Genomic DNA, 19233 nt, shown 5'->3' with positions numbered 1-19233 from the left:
CGGGAGGAGACAGATCATGAAGCTTATGAGTTTTGTACGACTGGGCAAATGCGGCTTCGGCGCGCTGGTTGACGATGGCATCATCGACCTGACCGACCGACTGGGATCCGGCATCAACAGCCTGAAGACTTTCCTTGCCGCCGACCTGCTCGATGCGGCCGTGGCGTTCGTCGCCGGACGCCGTCCGGATTTTACCGTTGCCGATGTCACGCTTCTGCCGGTCATCCCGGATGCGGGAAAGATCCTCTGCGTCGGTCTCAACTATGAGACCCACCGCGCCGAGACCAAACGGCCGGACAACCAGCACCCCACCATGTTCACGCGCTATGCCGACAGCCAGATCGCCCATGGCCAGCCGATGATCGTGCCCACGGTCTCGGACCGACTGGATTTCGAGGGTGAGATGGCCGTGATCATCGGCCGCGGCGGACGCTCTATCCCGGAAGACAAGGCGCTTTCCCATGTCGCGGGCTATGCCTGCTACAATGACGGCACCATTCGCGACTGGCAGCGCCACACCCATCAGTTCGGCCCGGGCAAGACCTTTCCCGGCACCGGCGGGTTCGGCCCCTATCTGGTCACGCCGGACGAGGTCGGTGACTACACCAAGCTGTCTATCAAGACCCGTCTGAACGGCGAGATCATGCAGTCCGCGACGCTTGCCGACCTGATCTTCCCGGTCGAGCGGCTGATATCCTATATCTCGACCTACACGCCGCTATCGGCCGGCGATGTCATTCTGACCGGCACGCCGGGCGGCGTCGGCGATCGGCGCGAGCCGCCGCTCTACATGAAGGCCGGCGATGTGATCGAAGTCGAAATCAGCAAGCTGGGACAGCTGGTCAACCCGATTGCCGGAGAGGCTGCGATCGCGCCATGAACGATGCTCGGGAGGAAACGGACGTCCTGGTGGTCGGCGCCGGCCCCACCGGGCTGCTGCTGGCCAATCTGTTGGGATCGATGGGAGTGAGCACGATCCTGATCGAGCGCAACGAAACGACGGTGCCGGAACCCCGCGCCGTGTCGATCGACGACGAATCCCTGCGGGCGCTTCAGGCCGCAGGTCTCGCCGAGAAGATCGCGGCGATTACGGTGAAGGGATACGGGTCCATTTACCGGGGACCCGACGGGCGTGGCTTCGCCGAGGTCAAACCATTCGTCAAGGAATATGGGTTCGACAAGCGCAACGCCTTCGAGCAGCCGCTCTTCGAGGCAACCCTGCGCGAGGCGCTGTCCCGGCACAAAAGTGTCACGGCGCGCTTCGGCGTCGACCTGGTCAACTTCTCGCAGATGAGCGATCATGTTCTTGCCGAGGTGAAGCAGGGCACACAGACGCGAACGCTGCGTGCCCGCTACATGGTCGCTGCCGACGGCGGGCGCTCGGCCGTCCGCAAGGCGCTGGATATCCCGCTTGAGGGATCGACCTTTCAGGAACCCTGGCTGATCGTCGATCTACACTCGACCCGCAACCGGTGTTTTCACACCGAGGTCTTCTGCGATCCGCGTCGTTCGGCCATCACCCTGCCGGGCCCTGGCGGCATCCGGCGCTACGAGTTCAAGCTCAATCCCGGCGAAACCATCGCAGAGGCCGAACAGGAAAGCTTTGCCCGCAAACTTTTGGCCGACGTCGGCCCGGACGGAGACGAACCGATCCGTCGTCAGAAGGTCTATACCTTCCATGCGCGTATCGCGGCGCGCTGGCGCGAAAAACGCGTCTTCCTCGCTGGCGACGCCGCCCACCTGACCCCGCCGTTTGCCGGCCAAGGCATGAACAGCGGACTGCGGGATGCCCATAATCTGGCATGGAAACTCGACGAAGCCTTGCGGATGGCGGACCCCGAGCCGCTGCTCGACAGCTACGAGACCGAGCGCAAACCCCATGCCTGGTCGATGATCGAGCTGGCGCTGCGCATGGGCAAGGTGATGATGCCCGTTTCCGTGCCGCGCGGCACGATGATCCGGGCCGGCTTCCGGCTGTTAGGCCTCTATGGCCCGGCCCGCGATTATTTCGCCCAGATGAAATACAAGCCAAAGCCAAAGTTCGCCGCCGGGCTGATCCGTCCGGTTATAAACGGTCCCGGTGCTGCCGCCATCGGCCGGATGATCCCGCAGCCGATCGTGGCAACGCTGGACCGTCAGCAGATCCTGTTCGACACTTGCCTTCCCGATCGTCCCGTCGTCCTGGTGTTTGCCGAAATGCCGGATCAATGGGTAGACGACGACATGCTGGAGCGGCTGCGCGCGCTCGGCAGCGAGGTCATCGGCCTGACGCCCGAATGGATGAACCCTGTCGCGGCGGCCTTCCCGATCGTGCGCGATCAGAGCCGCTTTTTCTCGGAAAAGCCGTTCCGCGAATGCCTCGGCCACGCCCTGCTGCTGCGCCGCGACCGTTACGTTGCCGCCATCGAACCGGTCGGATCGCTGGCCAATCTGATACCGATGATCACGCGCTTGACGACGGAAACGAGCGCCCTTCAGGCGACCACGCTTGACGAAGAGAAGGGAGTGCGGGCGACAGCCCTTTGACAGCCTGTCGCCTTCAGCCCGCAACGTCCATACCGGATCGGCCTATTGCAGATCCGAGAATGCAGCCTGCAAGCGCACGACCGCTTCATCGACCATCGCTCGCGGGCACGCGAAGTTGAAGCGCAGGAAGCCGTCGCCGCCAAGCCCGAAGGTTTGACCGTGATTTACGGCGATACGGGCTTGCTTCTCGACGCGCGTGACGAATTCCTGGCTGCTGAGGCCGGCGCCGGATCCGTCCACCCATGCCAGATAGGTGGCCTCCAGCGGCATGGAGCGCAGACCGGGAATGCTGGCAATCCCGGCATCGAAAGCCTGGCGATTGCCATCCAGATATAGCATCAGCGCATCGACCCATTCGGCCCCTTCCGAGGAATAGGCTGCCGTCACCATGTGCATGCCAAACGAATTGGGCGAAATGCCCATGGCCTGGTGGCGCTTGGAAAAGGCGCGTCTCAGCTTTTCATCGGGAATGATGACGTTGCCGACATGCGCACCGGCAATATTGAACGTCTTGGTCGAGGCCGTCAGCATCACCAGACGGTCGATGACGTCAGGCGCCGCAAGGGTCATTGGGATATGCCGGTGCCCTGCAAACACCAGATCGGCATGAATCTCGTCCGAGACGAGGATGAGATCGTGACGCTTTGCAAACTCCGCCACGTCCCGCAGTTCCTCGGCGGTCCAGACCCGTCCGCCGGGATTGTGCGGCGAGCACAGGATCAACATCTTCTCCCGGCCGGTCATCAGACCGTGCCAGTTGTCGAAATCCATTTGGTAGCGGCCATCCTCCTGGACCAGCGGCAATTCGCGAACCTCGCGCCCAGCCGCCTTAATGACCCGAGCAAAGGCATGATAGACCGGCGTCATCAGAACCACGGCATCGCCCGGTTCCGTCCAGGTGTCGACGCAAAGGGCTGTGCCGTTGACCAGGCCATGGGCGGTAAAGATCGAAGCCGGATCCACCTGCCAGCCGTGACGGTTCGCCATCCACCAGCAGATGGCGTCCTTGTAGGCACTTTCGTCGCCGAAATAGCCGTAGACGCCGTGGTCGATCATGCGCTGCAGGGCCTGCTGCACCACCGCCGGAGGGCGGAAATCCATGTCGGCCACCCACATCGGCAGGGCATCGTCGGCCGAAATACCGTAGAGCTGCTCCACCATATCCCATTTCGCACAATGGGTTCCGCGCCGATCGACGATCTCGTCAAAATTCATCATTCACTCCGCTTGCAGATTTCCGAGTCTCTCTTACACTGAAAACACCCTTATATTTCATCGGGCGTCCGGACCAGACCCAAACCGCGAAGTTGCGCGAGACAACGATATGTCAGGGTATCAAACGCCAGCCGAATGCATTGTCTTCAAGCGGCATTGTCACCGGCAGCATCTTGCTAGTTCGCGGTGTGTCCATGAATGTCCCCGAAAATCCGCACCCAGCTTCGAATTCCTCTGCGCAGGCGCTCGGTATCGTAACGCTCGTCCGGCGCATGGATGGCGTCGCCTGCCAGGATGAAGCCGATGACCACGCATTCGGCTCCGAGAACCTCGTGGAATTGCTGGACCAGGGGAATGGCGCCGCCGGTTCCGATGAGGATGGCGGGCTGTTCCCATTCCAGTTCGAGACCGCGCGCCGCCGCCGCCAGGAAGGGGCTGTCCTGCGACAGAACGACCGCGGAACTGCCGCCCTGCCCGACGAAGTCCACGCGGCAGCCTTTGGGCAACCTCGATTCGACAAAGGTCCGGAAGAGCTGACGGATTTTCTCCGGCTCCTGTCCCGCCACAAGCCGGAAGGACAGACGGGCTGTGGCGCTTGCCGGCAAGACGGACCGTTCGCCAGGCCCCTGGTTGCCGCCCGTGATGCCATTGATATCGACCGTTGGCCGACCCCACATGGCTTCAAGGACGGAGTAGCCCTCTTCCAAGACACCACCGGTCAGGTCGATATCGTCGAAAAGGCCCGGATGCCGTGACAGGGCGTGCCATTTCTGGCGGAGAGCCTCGGGAATATCCTGCACATCGTCATAGAAACCGTCGATGGCCACCCGTCCCTTCTCGTCGTGAAGGCCGGCCAGGATGGCGCTGAGGATCCGGATGGGATTTGCGGCGACCGCGCCATAGTGGCCCGAATGGACATCGGGATTGGGCGTATGGACCGTCACGCGCTCATGGACGAGGCCCTTGAGCTGGGTCGTGATGGCCGGCTGGGTGGGGGACCACATTTCGGCATCGCAGATGAAGGCGACGTCACATTCAAGCGCGTGCCTGTGGGCGGCGATGAAGTCCGGCAGGCTCGGCGAGCCGCACTCCTCCTCCCCCTCCAGCACGACGACGATGTCGGCTGGAAAATCGCCGTGGACAGTCCTCCAGGCGCGCAACGCCTCGATGAAGGTCCAAAGCTGGCTTTTGCTGTCGGATGCACCCCGGCCGTAGATGCGATGAACGCCGTCTTCCTCGATAACGGCCGGCTCGAAAGGGGCATGTGTCCACTGCTCGAGTTCGCCGACCGGCTGAACATCGTAATGTCCGTAGAACAGCAGGCGCGGACGCTTGCCCGGCACCGGTTCGGAGGAATGCGCCAAAACGACCGGATGTCCCTTGGTCTGGATGACCTCTGCCACAAGGTCGATGGACGACAACGCCTCTGCCAGCCATTCCGCGGCGCGAAGGATATCCGGTCCGTTGGACGGATCGCTTGAGATCGACGGTATCGAGATCAGCTCCAGCAGTTTTCTGATCGACACGTCGAAATTTTCGTCGATCTCGCGCAGCACGCTTTGCATATCCGCCATATTTGGTCCTTGTCGCGTTCTGGAGACGTGTTCGGCAGGTCGCTCAGCCGCGGCTGGAGGCCGTGCGCCACGCTTCGCCCGCTCCGTCCTTTGTCCGACCCTCGATATCCACCAGAAGGCGCTCGATATCAGCCCAGAGTTCGCCCTCGTCTTCCAGACCGACACTCAGGCGCAAAATGACATTGGGGCCGGACCAGGCCGTGGCGCTGCGAAAGCCGTCAATGGACATGGGCGCCGCCAGGCTGCGGGTGCCTCCCCAGGAGGCCCCGATCGCGAAGAGTGTGAGTGCGTCGAGCGCCGCAGCGACATGGGGGGTGGCCGTGTCCTTGAACACGACGCTGAAGACGCCGCTGGATCCCAGGAAGTCCCGTTTCCAGATCGCATGGCCGGGGAAGGTCTCGAGCGCGGGATGCAGCACCTGTTCGACCAGGGGATGGCGCTCGAGCTTGCGGGCAAAATCGAGGGCCACCCTTTCGGAATGCCGCAAACGGACACCAAGGGTCTCGAAGCCGCGCAGCACCAGCGAGGCGTCGTCAGGCGAAACGCCAACCCCCATCCGACCGATCAGAGAGCGGATGGGTTTGATCAGATCGGCATTTCCGACCGTAATCGAGCCCATCAGCACGTCCGAATGGCCGGAGACAAATTTGGTCAGTGCCTCGGTGACGATGTCGGCGCCGTGGGCCAGCGGCTTGAGATTGAGCGGGGTGGCCCATGTGTTGTCCACGCCGACCAGGGCGCCCTTGTCATGTGCTATGGCGGTGATCCTGGGCAGATCCAGGATCTCCATCGTCGTCGAGCCGGGGCTTTCGCACCAGACGATCCGGGTGGTGTCGCGCATCTTCGAAGCGACGTCTTCGGGAGACAGGGGGTCGAAAAACCCGACCTCCACGCCCAGCCGTCGCAGATCGGTCTCCGCCAGATCCCGCATCGGCGGATAGGCTGTATCGGCGATCAGAATGTGATCGCCTGCGGCCAGGAATGGCAGAACCGCAAGCGCGTTGGCGGCCTGACCCGATGGCGTCAGGAACGTCCAGGCGCCGCCCTCCAGAGCGGTCAGTTTGGCTTCGAGGGTGCGCGTCGTCGGCGTGCCGTAGAGACCATAGGAATAGCCCTCATACCCCCGATCCCCGCGGGCGGCATAGGCCGCCGCATCGTCAAACACGATCGTCGAGGCACGGTGCACGCCGACACCGAGCGGTGCAAACCCCTCGGTCGGGACGTCCGGGGTCAGAACGCATTGGGTCAGATCATTCATGGTGAAGGCCTTTCCAGGAGCTCACACGGCCGTCAGGACGATCTACTCCCGATGCGGTTCCAGCGAACTCTCTCTATTCACATGGGTTGTTGATATCGCCTGTGAGGCACATGGTCCGCCTCACAACACCTTGGACAGGAAGGCTGCGGTGCGCGGGTTTTGCGGATTGGCGAGCATCGCACGGGGTTCCCCTTCCTCGACCACCTGACCCTGATCCATGAACACCAGATGGTTTGCGACCTCGCGGGCAAAGCCGATCTCGTGGGTGACCACCACCATGGTGATGCCGCTCAGCGCCAGGGTCTTGATGACGTCGAGAACTTCACCCACCAGTTCCGGGTCGAGTGCGGAGGTCGGCTCGTCGAACAGCATCACCTCCGGCTCCATGGCCAGCGCGCGCGCAATCGCCACACGCTGCTGCTGCCCGCCGGAAAGCTGTCCCGGATAGCGGTTTCCAAATCCCTCAAGCCCGACGCGCGCCAGAAGTTCGTCGGCCTTTGCGCGGGCTTGTTGCCGGGGCCATCCCTTGACATGCAAGGGGCCCTCCATGACGTTTTCCAGTGCCGTCATGTGGGGGAAAAGGTTGAAGCGCTGGAACACCATGCCGGTCAGCCGGCGTTGCGCGGCGATCTGGCCCGATGCCAGGGGATGGAAGCGACCGCCGCGCTCCAAATAGCCCTGGAGCTGCCCTTTCAGGAAAACGCGCCCCGCCGATATGCTCTCCAGCTGGTTGATGCAGCGCAGAAGCGTCGACTTGCCGGAGCCCGATGGGCCGATCGCCACGCAGACTTCGCCGCGCCGAACCCGTAGGTTGACGCCTTTGAGGGCATGCACCGAGCCATAGAATTTGTGAATATTCTGCATCTCGACGCAGACTTCGGAGATGGTCTGATCCATGGCCTATTCCACCCGCGCAGGATGAACGGAAACGCCTTTTCCGAAATGGCGCTCAAGGTAAAATTGTCCGACCATCAGCAGGCTGGTAATGGCGAGATACCAGGTCGCGGCCACCATCAGGAGCGGAATGGGCAGGTAGATCCTGTTGGAGATCGCATTGGTCGCGAATGTCAGATCGAGCGTAAACGGAATAGCCAGTACCAGAGACGTCATTTTCAGCATTCCAATCGCTTCGTTGCCGGTCGGCGGAATGATCACCCGCATTGCCTGGGGCATGAGAATGCGCCACCAGATCTTGGCCCGGCGCATGCCAAGAGCCTGGGCGGCCTCGGCCTGTCCCCGATCGATCGAATTGAACCCTGCCCGAAAGATTTCGGTCAGATAGGCGGACTCGTTGAATCCGAGGCCAAGGATCGCTGCAAGCGCCGGCGTCACGATATACTTGGTCTCGACACTGACGATCTCCGGACCAAACGGCACCGTCAGGCTGAGGTTCGGAAACAGCACGGCGAACAGGCCCCAGAACAGCAGCTGCGTGTAAACGGGCGTGCCGCGGAAGAACCAGACCCAGGCATAGGCAATGCCGCGCAGGATCGGATTGTCGGTGTCGCGAACGACGACGAGCAGGCCTGCGACGACGATCGCGACCGTCATGGCGACGACGGTCAGCAGAAGCGTCCAGCCCACGCCGCGCACCACCTGCGGTGAAAACAGGTAGGTCAGGTAGACATCCCAGTGGAAATTGGGATTGACGGAGATCGCCTGGGCGAACTGAAGGGCGAGGATTGCCAGCACCGCCACCGCCAGCCACCGACCGGGATGGCGCCGCGGAACCACGATATTGCGCGTCACGTCCGGCTGTTCCATGGGGACCGGCGTCACGCCGGCCCCTGTCGTTGCAACGTCGAGCGCCATGTCTCAGATCTTGACTTCAGGATTGACCAGCGCCTTTTCGGGGATCACCGAGCCGACACCCCAGGTGTCGAGCAGAGCCTTGTAGGTCCCGTCGGCAATCAGCGCGTTGATCGTGTCTGCGACGAGTTCCGTCAGCGCCATGTCCGACTTCGGGACGGCGATGCCGTTGGGACCGTGCTCGCTCAGCTCTCCGGCGGTGGGTTTCAGGGTTTCAAGGGCACCGTTCGACTGCTTTGCCGCATAGCCCGTGCCGGCTTCACCCGAGACCGTGGCATCCGCACCGCCGGCCGCCACCCGCGTCAGGGCTTCCGGCTGCTTGGAGAACGGCAGAAGTTCGATCTCGGCCTTGCCGGCAGACTTGCAGCGGTCGTTTTCCGCGAGCATGGCCTTCTCGAAATAGGTTCCCGACTGGATGGCGATCTTGCGGCCGCAGACATCGTTAGGATCGAACTTCGTCGGGTTTCCAGCCTTGACGGCCCACAGGCTGCCCGTGTCCGCATAGCTGACGAAATTGACGGCCTTCAGCCGTTCATTGGTGACGGAAAAAGCCGAGACTCCGAGGTCGAACTTGGTGCCGAGCGCCGGCAGAATGGCCTCGAATGCGGAGGTCTGGAAATCGATCCTCAGGCCAAGCTTTCTGCCGATGGCATTGGCAATATCGACATCGATGCCCTCCGGGGTCTGGCCGTCCTTCTCGCTGAGAAATTCCCAGGGTGCATAAGCGGTGTCCGATCCGATGGTCAGCACGCCGGCGGCCTTGATCTTGGCCGGAACGCGGGCCGCCAGGGCCTCTTCGACTTTGATAGACGCGGTATCGAAGGACTGGGCGGACACGGAATTTGTTGAAGCCGTCATGGCGAGTGTTGCCATCACTGGCAGGCAAATAAGCGATTTGAACATTGACGTTCCCCATCTTGTTGTTGTGACCTTGGGCTGCGCTTGGAAGGATCGCTGGCCGCTCGTCCCGCGCACTATGCGAACTGTCATCTACGCCGTCCAATAGTAAGATCGATGCACTCTATTCGCACAGGTTATTGCTTGCGCCGGCGTTGTGGTTCGATGGCTCACCTTGAAAGCAGACACTCGCCCTTTCAAATCGCCTCGCGCAGGTCTTCGATGAATTCCTGCAGATGGCGGGAGGCCATGCGGTTGGGCGGGGTGATCAGAAGTGTGCGGAAATGCAAGGCCGGCTCGAACGGCTTGAGCGTCAGGCCGCGTCCGATATAGGGCTCGGCGGTCAGCGGATCGACGAGTCCTATGCCGATGCCGGCCGCCACCATGGCACAGATCGTGGTCGAATACGGCGTTTCCATCACCGTCCTGACCTTCACGCCGGCATTGTGAAAGGCCACCTCGGCTTCGCCGCGGGTCGTATCCTCCGGCGCCAGGGCAATGAAGGCATGGTCAACCAGGTCTTGAGGGCGAACCGTTTCGCAACTCTCCAGGGGATGTCCGTCCGGCACCGCCACAGCCACCCGAAATCGCGCGAAATCCGTGACGGCGACACCGGTCTTGTCGATCTCGTCGGCAACAATGCCAAGATCGAACTGTCCCGAGGCGACGAGGTCGCGCACCGTCGAGGACATGCGCGCCTGAAACGTCACCGCGATATTCGGATTGCGGACCATGAAAGCTTTCAACGCGCGGGGCAGCACATTGGTCGACAAGGCCGAAAGGCAGGCAATCTTGATTTCACCGGAGCCAAAGTCGCGGATGCGCGCCGCGGCACCCCGCAGATGGGTCAGGCCGAGGAATGTCTGTTCCACCTCCCGAAAGAACAGCTGCCCTTCCGGAGTGGGATGCAGGCGTCCCTTGAGGCGGTGGAACAGTGCGAAGCCGAGCGAACGCTCAAGCTCCTGGATCATCTTGCTCACCGCCGGCTGGGATACATGCAGTACCTCGGCTGCTCGCGCCGTGGTGCCATTGGTCATCACAACGCGGAAGACTTCGACCTGCCTGAGATTCACCCGATCCTCCGCACAACGTTATAACTATTTGGAATAGTCGTGCCTCAGATGCAAAGCCATCGCAATGGAAATTCTGACCGAACTCAAGCAGGCGATCGACGCATTGAAGGAGGTCGAAGGCCGTCTGGATGGGCTGCCGGGGGATCAGGGTCTGGCGTTACAAGGCGAAATGCTGTTCGCCGACCCGCTTCAATGTCGCTTCCGCGGGGATCGGATTGGCGTTCACATCAAAGGCGATCGGCCGGCGGTTGCGTTCGATCTTCGGGTCGGGGATCGGGATCGCGGAGAGCAGCGCCCGCGTATAGGCGTGTTGCGGGTTCTCGAAGATGGCCTCGCAAGGCCCGATCTCGACGATCCGCCCGCGCAGCATCACCGCCACCCGGTGGCAGAGATAGCGGATCATCGACAGGTCGTGAGCGATGAACAGATAGGTCAGCCCCAGTTCGTCCTGCAGGTCCTGGAACAGATTGACGATCTGCGCCTGGATCGACACGTCGAGCGCGGTGATCGGCTCGTCGGCGACGATGAAGGCGGGATCAAGCGCAATGCCACGGGCAATGCAGACGCGCTGGCGCTGTCCGCCGGAAAACTCGTGCGGATATCGGGTCATGAAGGAGGGATCGAGGCCGACCTTTCGAAACAGTGCCGCCACCCTGTCACTCCGTTCCGATCTGTTGCCGCCCAGACCATGCACGACAAGCGGTTCGGCAACGAATTCGCCCACCGTCATCCGCGGATTGAGCGACGAATAGGGATCCTGGAAGATGATCTGCATGTTGCGCCGATGCGGCTTGAGCAGCGACTTCGACAGACCGGTCAGGTTCTGGCCGTTGAAAATGATGTCGCCGCTGGTCGGCTCTTCGAGCTGCAGCAGAACGCGGCCCGTCGTGCTTTTGCCCGAGCCGGATTCGCCGACCAGGCCCAGCGTCTCGCCTGGAAAAATCTCGAAACTGACGTTGTCGACGGCCTTTAGAGCCGGCGCGGTCAGGCCGAGCAGGCTACGCCCGCCGCCGAAGGTCTTGCACAGACGATCGGCGATCACCAGGGGCTTCTGCGGCAGTGTCTTGTCCGCGCTCATGGCTGTGCCTCCTCAGCGCGCCGTTCCTGGCGCAGGTCGTACCAGACCGCGGCCTTGTGGCCGATGACACTGTCGTCCACCTGCTTGAGCGGTGGCGTCTCGGTCAGGCATCGCTCGGTCGCAAATGCATTGCGCGGTGCAAAGGGATCGCCGATCGGCTCGCTGGTCAGGTGGGGCGGATTTCCGGGGATCTGATAAAGACGCGTGTCGCCGCGCTTGCCGCCATGCGGCAGCGACTTCAGCAGACCCCAGGTATAGGCGCTGCGCGGATCGTCGAAGACCGCATCGACCGGGCCGCGCTCCATGATGCGTCCGCCATACATGACCTGGATCGTGTCTGCGAGGCCAGCGACGACACCCATGTCATGAGTGATCCAGATCACGGTCGTGCCGATCTTCTTTTTCAGGTCCCGCACGAGGTCGAGGATCTGCGCCTGTACGGTTACGTCGAGGGCCGTCGTTGCCTCGTCGGCAATCAGGAGCTTCGGGTTGCAGGACAGACCGATCGCGATCATCACGCGCTGGCGCATTCCGCCGGAAAACTCATGGGGATACTGGCCGATGCGGGCCCGGGCATTGGGAATGCCGACAAGATCGAGCAATTCCACCACGCGCTCGCGCGCCTGGGTCTTCGACAGGTTGAAATGCCGGCGCAGCGGTTCGGCAATCTGCCGCTCGACCGTCAGAACCGGATTGAGCGAGGTCATCGGGTCCTGGAAGACGAAGCCGATTTCCTTGCCGCGCAGATTGCACAATTCATGTTCCGGGAGCTTCAGCAGATCTCGACCGTTGAAAAACACCTCGCCGCTGACGATGCGGCCCGGCGGGCGGGCGATCAACCCGACCATGGACAGCGCATGCACGCTTTTGCCCGAGCCGGACTCGCCGACGATGCCGAGCGTTTCGCCTTCCTCGATCGTGTAGGAGACATCGTTGACCGCATGCACGATGCCGGCAGGCGTATCGAAGACGACGGTGAGATTGCGGACATCGAGAAGCGGTGCCATGGCGTCAGACCTCCGTAGAACCGTTGATCGCAGGAACCCCGTCCGGGGCGGCGCGGAAAGGAATGGCCATCATCGCGCGCTCCTCAGTTTCGGGTCGAAATAGTCGCGCAGCCAGTCGCCGAGCAGGTTCACGCTCAGGACGGTGAACAGAATGGCAAGGCCCGGAAAGGTGACGATCCACCATGCGGTGGTGATGTAGACCCGGCCATCGGCCAGCATGCGGCCCCAGCTCGGGCTTGGCGGCTGAACGCCCATGCCCAGAAAGGACAGGGCGGCATCCATGATGATGATGCGTGCGAGCTCCAGCGTCGCGATGACGAGGACCGGGGTCATGACGTTCGGCAGCAGGTGCTTGATCATGATCCGCCACGTGCCGGCGCCGATCGCATGGGCGGACAGGATGAATTCCCGTTCGCGAAGCGCCAGCACCTGACCGCGGATGATGCGGGCGTAACGAAGCCAGCTCGTCAGGGCCAGGACGACGACAAGGTTCTGGGTCGACGGACCGATCGCCGCGACCACCAGCAAGGCAAGAAGCATCAACGGCAGCGCCAGCTGGATATCGACGATACGCATCAGGACCCGGTCGACCATACCGCGATAATAACCGGCGACGATGCCGAGCAGGGTTCCGAGCACACCACCGAGGATGACCGCGCCGGCGGCGATCAACAGCGTGGTGCGGCTCCCATGCAGAATGCGGGAGAGGATATCCCGGCCGAGTTCGTCGGTGCCGAGCGGGTGCGCACCGGGGGAAAAGATGCCGGACCAGGTCGGCGCGACCATGCGCGAGGCCAGGCTCGAGCGGGTCGGCGACGGCAATCCGAGATAGGGCGCCAGAAGGGCCCCGGCGATGAAAAGCAATACCAGCACGAAGCCGAACAGTCCGGCGCGGCTTCTGAAAAGGGCAGACAGGAAAGATCTCATGACCGCAGCTCAGCCTCGCCGAATTCGGGGATCGAGCACGCCGTACAGCAGATCGACCAGCAGGTTGACGAAGACGAAAATGGCGGCAACGAGCGTGACGCCGGCCTGGATGACGGGAAAGTCCTGCGCCTGGATGGCCTGCACGATGACGCGCCCCACGCCTGGCCAGGCAAAGACTGTCTCGATCACCACTGAACCGCCCAGCAACTCGCCGGCGATGATGCCGATCATCGTGACGACGGGGATCAGCGCATTGCGGGCGATATGCCAGAAGAACACGGTGCGCGGCAACAGGCCCTTGGCACGGGCGGTGCGAACATAGTCCTCTCGCATGATATCCAGCAGCGACGAGCGCAGGAGACGCGCGATCGACGCCGAGACGAAGACCGAGAGCGTCAGCCCAGGCAGAACGAGATGCTGCCAGGTGCCGGCACCGCCCGTCGGCAGCAGACCGAGTTCGACCGAGAACAACAGGATCAACATGATGCCGAGCCAGAAGGTCGGCGTCGCCTGGCCCAGCAATGCGGCGATCATGACAACGAGTTCAGCCACGGTGCCGCGCATCAGGGCAGCGATGGCGCCGGCGGCCGCACCGATCAGCGTGCCGAACAGCAGAGCCAGGCCGGCAAGCGATGCCGTGGCCGGCATGCGCTCCAGCACGACGTCGAGCGCCGGGCGCGTGTGCTGGAAGGACATGCCGAAATCGCCTTTCAGCATGGAGGCGAGCGAATAGAAATACTGTTCGGCCAGTGGCCGGTCGAGGCCGAGAACGACGCGAAGATTGTCGATCTCCTGCTTGCCCGCACCGACAGGCACGAGCAATACGGCGGGATCGCCCAGGATGCGGCTGACGAAAAAAACGATCGTCACGACACCCCAGATGGCAATGAAAGCCTCGACAAACTTCGTCAGCAGATAGCGCGTCATATCCGGCCCCCGACCTGGGCTGCGGCGAAGATCGGCCCTGCCTGTTCTTTATGAATCATCGTCATGCGTTCCGGAAGATTACGACATCGCGCGGTTAAGTCACATAGGAAAGAAGATCATTCGCATTCTCGAAATTTCGCCCGTACAAGGCGTTGACGACCACCAGGCCAGCCTTGTGCAGGGGCACCACCACACCGCGCCTTTCGGCAAGGGCAATGACCGGCACGATGCCGAAAGGCACGTCCTCGGTGATGAAGCGGGTATCGGTCGTCACCGGACCGGGTGGCCCCTTGCGCTTCTCATGAACCGCGGCGGCCATGTCGGCCAGCGTCATGCCCGGCTCGAAACCGAAGGTCAGGTGGTAATGATCATGAACGGTCCGCACCTTGACGCCATAGGCCTTCGCCACATCAAGCCGCTCGGCATCGAGCGCCTCGATCATGCGTGCGACGGATGGCGTTATGCCGTCGTAATTGGCCCAGTATTCGGCCTTTTCGATACGGGTGAAGTTGCAGAGCGCGCTGGCAAGATGGATCGGCGGATTGAGATTGCTCAGCGCAATCGCCATGATATCCGGCACTTCCGTAAAGCGCTCACCGAACAGGTCTCGACAGATATCGATCGCAGAGCCATCGCTGCCGGCCGGCAGAACGGCCGCCTCGAGCTTCGTGCGGATGCCGCCGATCGAAACGCTTAGAGGACCGGACCGTCGCGACATCAGCGCCGTCGTCGCCCAGGCAACCACCTCTGCCGTCACACCACGGGCCAGCAGACGTTGCGACAGATATGTCGCACTCAGGGAAAGCTCAGCACTGACGATGAAGGTCTGGCCGTTTTTCGCAAAGGGGACGATGGCATCGATGACCGCCTTGTGCCCATAGCCGGGCACGGCGATGATCACGACCTCGGCATGGTCGATCAGGACCTGCGCGTCCCATGCCATGACAGGACGGAAGCGCATGTCCAGAATTCCGGAAACCTCGATCTCGGCACCGTGCAGTCCCTCGCCACCTTTGCCCGAGGGCGACCATAGGACAACGTCGTGGCCTTCCTGGGTCAGCATTGCTGCATAACCAAGAGCAATGCCGCCACATCCGACAATGCCAATACGCATGCCCGTTCCCCTTGTTGGTTGGCGTCGATGCGTCGATCGTTGCGACGCCCGCAGCATTCTCAGATATCCAGGCCGTAGATCTCCCTGGCCGACTGTTGCGAAATCCGCCCTTCGCGAAGGTCTTTGAGAACCAGGTCGCGATCCCGTTCCTTCGGATCGCCATAACCGCCACCGGAAGAGGCGACCATGGCGATCGTCTGGCCGGCGCCGACGATGCCGGCACGGCGCTTGAGCGGCGCGACACCTTCGCCGAGTTCGACCATGGTCGTCCGGCCGTCCTTCCCGCCGAACAGACCCCAGGGCGGGATGATCGCATTTGTACCACCGGCGGAAATCGTTGCCGTGTGATCGAGGATCTTGACCTTGCGGCGCATCGTCATGCCGCCTCGGAACTTGCCGGGACCGCCGGAATCCTCGACGAGCTCGTAGCGCTCGACCATGATCGGATGCTCGTATTCCAGCGCCTCGATCGGAATATTGGCCGTGTTGGTCGTGTGCACCTGCACGCCGTCCACCCCGTCCATATGGGCGCGGGCGCCCATCGAACCACCGCACATCTCGTTATAGACATAGAAGCGGCCGGTCCGCGGATGCGTGCCGCTGAAGGTCAGGAGTCCGCCCCCGGTGCAGGCGGCGCAGACTTCCTCGGGAATTGCCTGGGACAGCGCTGCAAAGATCAGGTCGACCAGACGCTGTCCCGGATCGGTGCGGCTGTAGACCGCAGCCGGCGCGACTGCGTTGAAGAGGGTGCCTTCGGGTGCCGTGACGTGGATTGCCCGGTGAAACCCGGAATTGGCCGGAATATCCGGATCGACCAGTGCCTTGACGGCGAAATAGACCGTGGCCAGCGTTGCTGTCATCACCATGTTGATCGGCGCGCGCACCTGATCGGGATTGCCGGCGAGATCGAAGAAGATCTCGTCGCCCTTCACCTCGATCTTCACCTTGAGGTCCATGACCTCCTCGACGAGGTTGCTGTCGAAACGGCAGCTGTGCTCGTAGATCCCGTCCGGAATGCGCGCGATGCCGGCGCGTGTCTTGCGGTCGGCATAGTTCAAAACCTCGACGCCGGCAGCCGCGACGACCTGCTTGCCGTATTTTTCGCACAGCGCCTGGTAACGCTGGACGCCGAGACGATTGGCCGCCATCTGGGCACGGAAGTCATTGATGCGCTCGCGCGGCACCTGGCAGTTGAGCAGGATCAGGTCCATGATATCCTGCTGCAGCACGCCCTTGCGGTAAAGCCGGATCGGCGGAATGCGCAGGCCTTCCTGGAAGATATGCGCATGGCCACGGTCGACGAAATCGGAGTGGTGCGCGAGATTGGTCACCCAGGCGACGAGGTCGCCCTCGACGAAGACCGGCTCCAGGAAGACAATGTCGTTCAGATGGGTGCCGCCACCCGTATGCGCATCGTTGCCGACGAACACGTCACCCGGCTCGACGGTGGACAGGTCACAATTCTTCAGCACGTAGTCGGCGATACCGAGCAGCGAGCCGAGATGGACAGGGATGCGTTCAGCCTGGGCAAGCGTCCGCCCCTCTGCGTCGAAAATCACGGTAGAGCAGTCCTGCCGCTCCTTGATATTGGTCGAATAGGCGGCGCGAACGATCGCCTTGCCCATTTCCTCGACGATCGTCGAAAGCGCGCTGCCGATCACCTCGGTCGTGACGGGATCGACCGCAGGCAGTTTCGTGGTCGGTGAAACAGTCTGGTTCATGGCGCTTACTCGATGATCAGGTTGAGTTGGGAATCGACGGTTGCCGACTGGTTCGGCAGGATCAGCGTGGTGGAATCCATCTGCTCGACAATGGCCGGGCCGGCGACCACGTGGCCGGGCCCGAGCAAGGTGCGGTCGTAAAGCGGGCACGGGGTGTAGCCGCCGAGTTCCGGCAGGTAGACGCTACGCTCGCCCACCACCGCAGTGTTCACATCGGTGGTCGCGGCCGGATAGGAGCTGACTTCCGCCTTCGCCACATTGCCGATCGCCTCGATGCGCAAGGTAATGATCTGGATCGGCTCTTCGGCGGCGACGTACCCGTAGAGCTGCATGTGGGCACGCTCGAAGCCTGCCTTCATCGCGTCCAGCAGTTGCTCGTTGGAAAGCCCTTCGGGACGGTCGATGGTCAGTTCGTAACCCTGCCCGCCATACCGCATGTCCATCGCCAGCGACAGCCGCCGGTCGGCAACCGCGATCTTCTCCTGTTCGAACCATTCTTCGGCGCGTTCGCGCAATTGCGCGAAACCATCGTCGATCGAAGGGAGCGCCGCGGAGGTTAGTGGTGCCATGCGGGTCAGCGAGATATTGGTGCGCAGATCCGCCTGGAGCAGGCCGAGCGCGCACATGATCCCCGGATGTTTCGGGATCATCAGACGCGGAATGTCCAGCTCCTTGGCGAGCCGCGCCGCATGGATCGGGCCGGCGCCGCCAAACGCGAGCATGGTGTAGTCGCGGGGATCATAACCGCGCTCGACGGAAATGACGCGAATGGCCTTGGCCATATTGGCCGTGACCACCCGGATGATCCCCTGGGCAGCGTCCATCACGCCGATCCCGAGATCGCCGGCAAGCCGCGCCACGGCCCGCTTCGAGGCCTCGGCATCGATCGCCATGCGACCGTTCAGGAGATGGGTCTGGTTGAGAATGCCGAGCACGATATTGGCATCCGTCACCGTCGGCTCCTCGTTGCCGAGGCCGTAGCAGACCGGGCCGGGATTGGCGCCGGCACTGCGCGGACCGACCTTCAGCAGACCGTTGTCGACATAGGCGATGGAACCGCCGCCGGCGCCGACCGTATGGATGTCGAGCATCGGAACTTTCAGCGGGTAGCCGTGCACGACGATGTCATTGGCCATCTGCGGCTTGCCGCCGTCGATCAGCGAGACATCGCTCGATGTGCCGCCCATGTCAAAGGTGATGAGATTGTTGCTGCCGGTCGCCTTGCCGATCTCGAGCGCCGCCGTCACACCGGCGGCCGGGCCGGACAGCACGGTGCGGACCGGCTGCTTCTTGGCCGTATCGCAGGAAATGACGCCACCATTGCTCTGCGTTAGATGGGGCTCGGCATGGATGCCGGCCGCCTCCAGCCGCGGCGTCAGCCGATCGAGATAGCCGCGCATGATCGGGCCGAGATAGGCATTGACCACCGTGGTCGAGACGCGCTCGTATTCGCGGAATTCCGGGGCGATTTCGTGCGAAACGCTGATGAAGGCGTCCGGCATTGCCTTTTCGACGATCTCACGGATCCGCTTTTCGTGGCCCGGCTCGACGAACGAGAACAGCGTGCAGATGGCGATTGCCTTAATGCCGGCGTCTTTAAGTTCCTGGACCGCCTTGTGCACATCGTCCTCGTTCAGCGGCACAGCGACCGTGCCGTCAAACAGGATGCGCTCGCGCACTTCCTTGCGCATGTCGCGAGTGGCCAGCAGCGGCGGCTTGACGGTCTGGAGCGAATAAAGGTCCGGACGCTTCTGCCGGCCGATTTCCAGCACATCGCGGAAACCGTCGGTGGTGATCAGTCCGGACGCAGCACCGCGCCCCTGGATGAGCGCGTTCGTGCCGACCGTGGTGCCGTGGCCGAAATAGGCCACCGCATCCGGGCTCGCACCGCCGTCCGGCAAGGACTGCAGCCCCTGAACCATGCCATTGGCGATCCCTTCGGACGGATCAGCCGGGGTCGAAGACACCTTCCAGACGAACATTTCCCGCGTCGTCTCGTCGAAAATGCATACATCGGTAAAGGTGCCGCCGGAGTCGACTCCGATGCGGTAACGGGAAACTGCGTTCTGTGCCACGATCATCTGAACCACTGTTAGACTGATATTTT

Annotated in this window: 16 protein-coding genes; 2 read left to right on the top strand and 14 right to left on the bottom strand. The window is 62.4% G+C overall.

Annotation, left to right across the window (positions count from 1 at the left end):
- Window positions 1–16: 16 nt before the first annotated feature.
- Together HGO38_RS13820 and HGO38_RS13815 are read left to right on the top strand one after the other, a co-directional pair.
- Window positions 17–880 (top strand): fumarylacetoacetate hydrolase family protein, encoded by an 864-nt coding sequence (locus HGO38_RS13820; RefSeq protein ID WP_250956478.1) that lies wholly within the window; start codon window positions 17–19, stop codon window positions 878–880.
- Entirely contained in the window at window positions 877–2526 is a 1650-nt protein-coding gene (locus tag HGO38_RS13815) for a bifunctional 3-(3-hydroxy-phenyl)propionate/3-hydroxycinnamic acid hydroxylase (protein WP_250956477.1), read from the top strand. The genes HGO38_RS13820 and HGO38_RS13815 overlap by 4 nt, the downstream gene beginning before the upstream one ends.
- A 42-nt stretch (window positions 2527–2568) precedes the next feature.
- On the opposite strand, the gene HGO38_RS13810 is transcribed toward HGO38_RS13815, so the two are convergent.
- The 14 genes from HGO38_RS13810 to HGO38_RS13745 form a co-directional block, all read right to left on the bottom strand.
- Window positions 2569–3741 (bottom strand): MalY/PatB family protein, encoded by a 1173-nt coding sequence (locus tag HGO38_RS13810; protein ID WP_250956476.1) that lies wholly within the window; start codon window positions 3739–3741, stop codon window positions 2569–2571.
- A gap of 176 nt (window positions 3742–3917) precedes the next feature.
- Window positions 3918–5315, bottom strand: a complete 1398-nt coding sequence (locus HGO38_RS13805; RefSeq protein WP_250956475.1) for a M20/M25/M40 family metallo-hydrolase — start codon at window positions 5313–5315, stop codon at window positions 3918–3920.
- A 43-nt stretch (window positions 5316–5358) separates the two neighbouring features.
- The gene (locus HGO38_RS13800) at window positions 5359–6573 is read right to left on the bottom strand and encodes a trans-sulfuration enzyme family protein (protein WP_250956474.1); all 1215 of its coding nucleotides are present in this window, start codon (window positions 6571–6573) and stop codon (window positions 5359–5361) included.
- Between the two features lie 120 nt (window positions 6574–6693).
- Complete coding sequence (locus HGO38_RS13795; RefSeq protein ID WP_250956473.1) at window positions 6694–7470, bottom strand: amino acid ABC transporter ATP-binding protein; 777 nt, start codon at window positions 7468–7470, stop codon at window positions 6694–6696.
- 3 nt (window positions 7471–7473) lie between these two features.
- The gene (locus tag HGO38_RS13790) at window positions 7474–8385 is read right to left on the bottom strand and encodes an amino acid ABC transporter permease (RefSeq protein ID WP_250956472.1); all 912 of its coding nucleotides are present in this window, start codon (window positions 8383–8385) and stop codon (window positions 7474–7476) included.
- Between the two features lie 3 nt (window positions 8386–8388).
- A complete protein-coding gene (locus tag HGO38_RS13785) occupies window positions 8389–9240 on the bottom strand; it encodes an ABC transporter substrate-binding protein (RefSeq protein ID WP_250956471.1) in 852 nt (283 codons plus the stop codon).
- A 236-nt stretch (window positions 9241–9476) separates the two neighbouring features.
- On the bottom strand, window positions 9477–10352 hold the full coding sequence (locus tag HGO38_RS13780; RefSeq protein WP_250956470.1) for a LysR substrate-binding domain-containing protein: 876 nt from the start codon (window positions 10350–10352) through the stop codon (window positions 9477–9479).
- A gap of 157 nt (window positions 10353–10509) precedes the next feature.
- Window positions 10510–11430 carry an ABC transporter ATP-binding protein gene (locus HGO38_RS13775; protein WP_250956469.1) on the bottom strand — a complete coding sequence of 307 codons (921 nt, stop codon included), beginning with the start codon at window positions 11428–11430 and terminating at the stop codon, window positions 10510–10512.
- A complete protein-coding gene (locus tag HGO38_RS13770) occupies window positions 11427–12437 on the bottom strand; it encodes an ABC transporter ATP-binding protein (RefSeq protein ID WP_250956468.1) in 1011 nt (336 codons plus the stop codon). The genes HGO38_RS13775 and HGO38_RS13770 overlap by 4 nt, the downstream gene beginning before the upstream one ends.
- A 69-nt stretch (window positions 12438–12506) precedes the next feature.
- The gene (locus tag HGO38_RS13765) at window positions 12507–13364 is read right to left on the bottom strand and encodes an ABC transporter permease (RefSeq protein WP_250956467.1); all 858 of its coding nucleotides are present in this window, start codon (window positions 13362–13364) and stop codon (window positions 12507–12509) included.
- Window positions 13365–13373: 9 nt separating this feature from the next.
- Window positions 13374–14291, bottom strand: coding sequence for an ABC transporter permease (locus HGO38_RS13760; protein ID WP_250956466.1), 918 nt, complete (start codon window positions 14289–14291; stop codon window positions 13374–13376).
- Window positions 14292–14385: 94 nt separating this feature from the next.
- Window positions 14386–15405, bottom strand: a complete 1020-nt coding sequence (locus HGO38_RS13755; protein WP_250956465.1) for an NAD/NADP octopine/nopaline dehydrogenase family protein — start codon at window positions 15403–15405, stop codon at window positions 14386–14388.
- A 59-nt stretch (window positions 15406–15464) separates the two neighbouring features.
- Complete coding sequence (locus HGO38_RS13750; RefSeq protein WP_250956464.1) at window positions 15465–17126, bottom strand: hydantoinase B/oxoprolinase family protein; 1662 nt, start codon at window positions 17124–17126, stop codon at window positions 15465–15467.
- Between the two features lie 5 nt (window positions 17127–17131).
- Window positions 17132–19201, bottom strand: coding sequence for a hydantoinase/oxoprolinase family protein (locus HGO38_RS13745; protein ID WP_250956463.1), 2070 nt, complete (start codon window positions 19199–19201; stop codon window positions 17132–17134).
- Window positions 19202–19233: the final 32 nt, after the last annotated feature.

The organism is Rhizobium sp. CG5 (assembly GCF_023701945.1).
GTDB lineage: Bacteria > Pseudomonadota > Alphaproteobacteria > Rhizobiales > Rhizobiaceae > Allorhizobium.
The sequence above is the reverse complement of the archived record's forward strand: the minus strand, read 5'-3'. Positions and strand labels throughout refer to the sequence as shown.

Bases quoted from the DNA above. Each gene is read 5' to 3' on its own strand.
- HGO38_RS13800 (WP_250956474.1), bottom strand. From the start codon at position 6,573: ATGAATGATCTGACCCAATGCGTTCTGACCCCGGACGTCCCGACCGAG.
- HGO38_RS13805 (WP_250956475.1), bottom strand. From the start codon at position 5,315: ATGGCGGATATGCAAAGCGTGCTGCGCGAGATCGACGAAAATTTCGAC.
- HGO38_RS13760 (WP_250956466.1), bottom strand. From the start codon at position 14,291: ATGACGCGCTATCTGCTGACGAAGTTTGTCGAGGCTTTCATTGCCATC.
- HGO38_RS13785 (WP_250956471.1), bottom strand. From the start codon at position 9,240: ATGACGGCTTCAACAAATTCCGTGTCCGCCCAGTCCTTCGATACCGCG.
- HGO38_RS13770 (WP_250956468.1), bottom strand. From the start codon at position 12,437: ATGGCACCGCTTCTCGATGTCCGCAATCTCACCGTCGTCTTCGATACG.
- HGO38_RS13765 (WP_250956467.1), bottom strand. From the start codon at position 13,364: ATGAGATCTTTCCTGTCTGCCCTTTTCAGAAGCCGCGCCGGACTGTTC.
- HGO38_RS13775 (WP_250956469.1), bottom strand. From the start codon at position 11,430: ATGAGCGCGGACAAGACACTGCCGCAGAAGCCCCTGGTGATCGCCGAT.
- HGO38_RS13750 (WP_250956464.1), bottom strand. From the start codon at position 17,126: ATGAACCAGACTGTTTCACCGACCACGAAACTGCCTGCGGTCGATCCC.
- HGO38_RS13815 (WP_250956477.1), top strand. From the start codon at position 877: ATGAACGATGCTCGGGAGGAAACGGACGTCCTGGTGGTCGGCGCCGGC.
- HGO38_RS13755 (WP_250956465.1), bottom strand. From the start codon at position 15,405: ATGCGTATTGGCATTGTCGGATGTGGCGGCATTGCTCTTGGTTATGCA.
- HGO38_RS13810 (WP_250956476.1), bottom strand. From the start codon at position 3,741: ATGAATTTTGACGAGATCGTCGATCGGCGCGGAACCCATTGTGCGAAA.
- HGO38_RS13820 (WP_250956478.1), top strand. From the start codon at position 17: ATGAAGCTTATGAGTTTTGTACGACTGGGCAAATGCGGCTTCGGCGCG.
- HGO38_RS13790 (WP_250956472.1), bottom strand. From the start codon at position 8,385: ATGGCGCTCGACGTTGCAACGACAGGGGCCGGCGTGACGCCGGTCCCC.
- HGO38_RS13795 (WP_250956473.1), bottom strand. From the start codon at position 7,470: ATGGATCAGACCATCTCCGAAGTCTGCGTCGAGATGCAGAATATTCAC.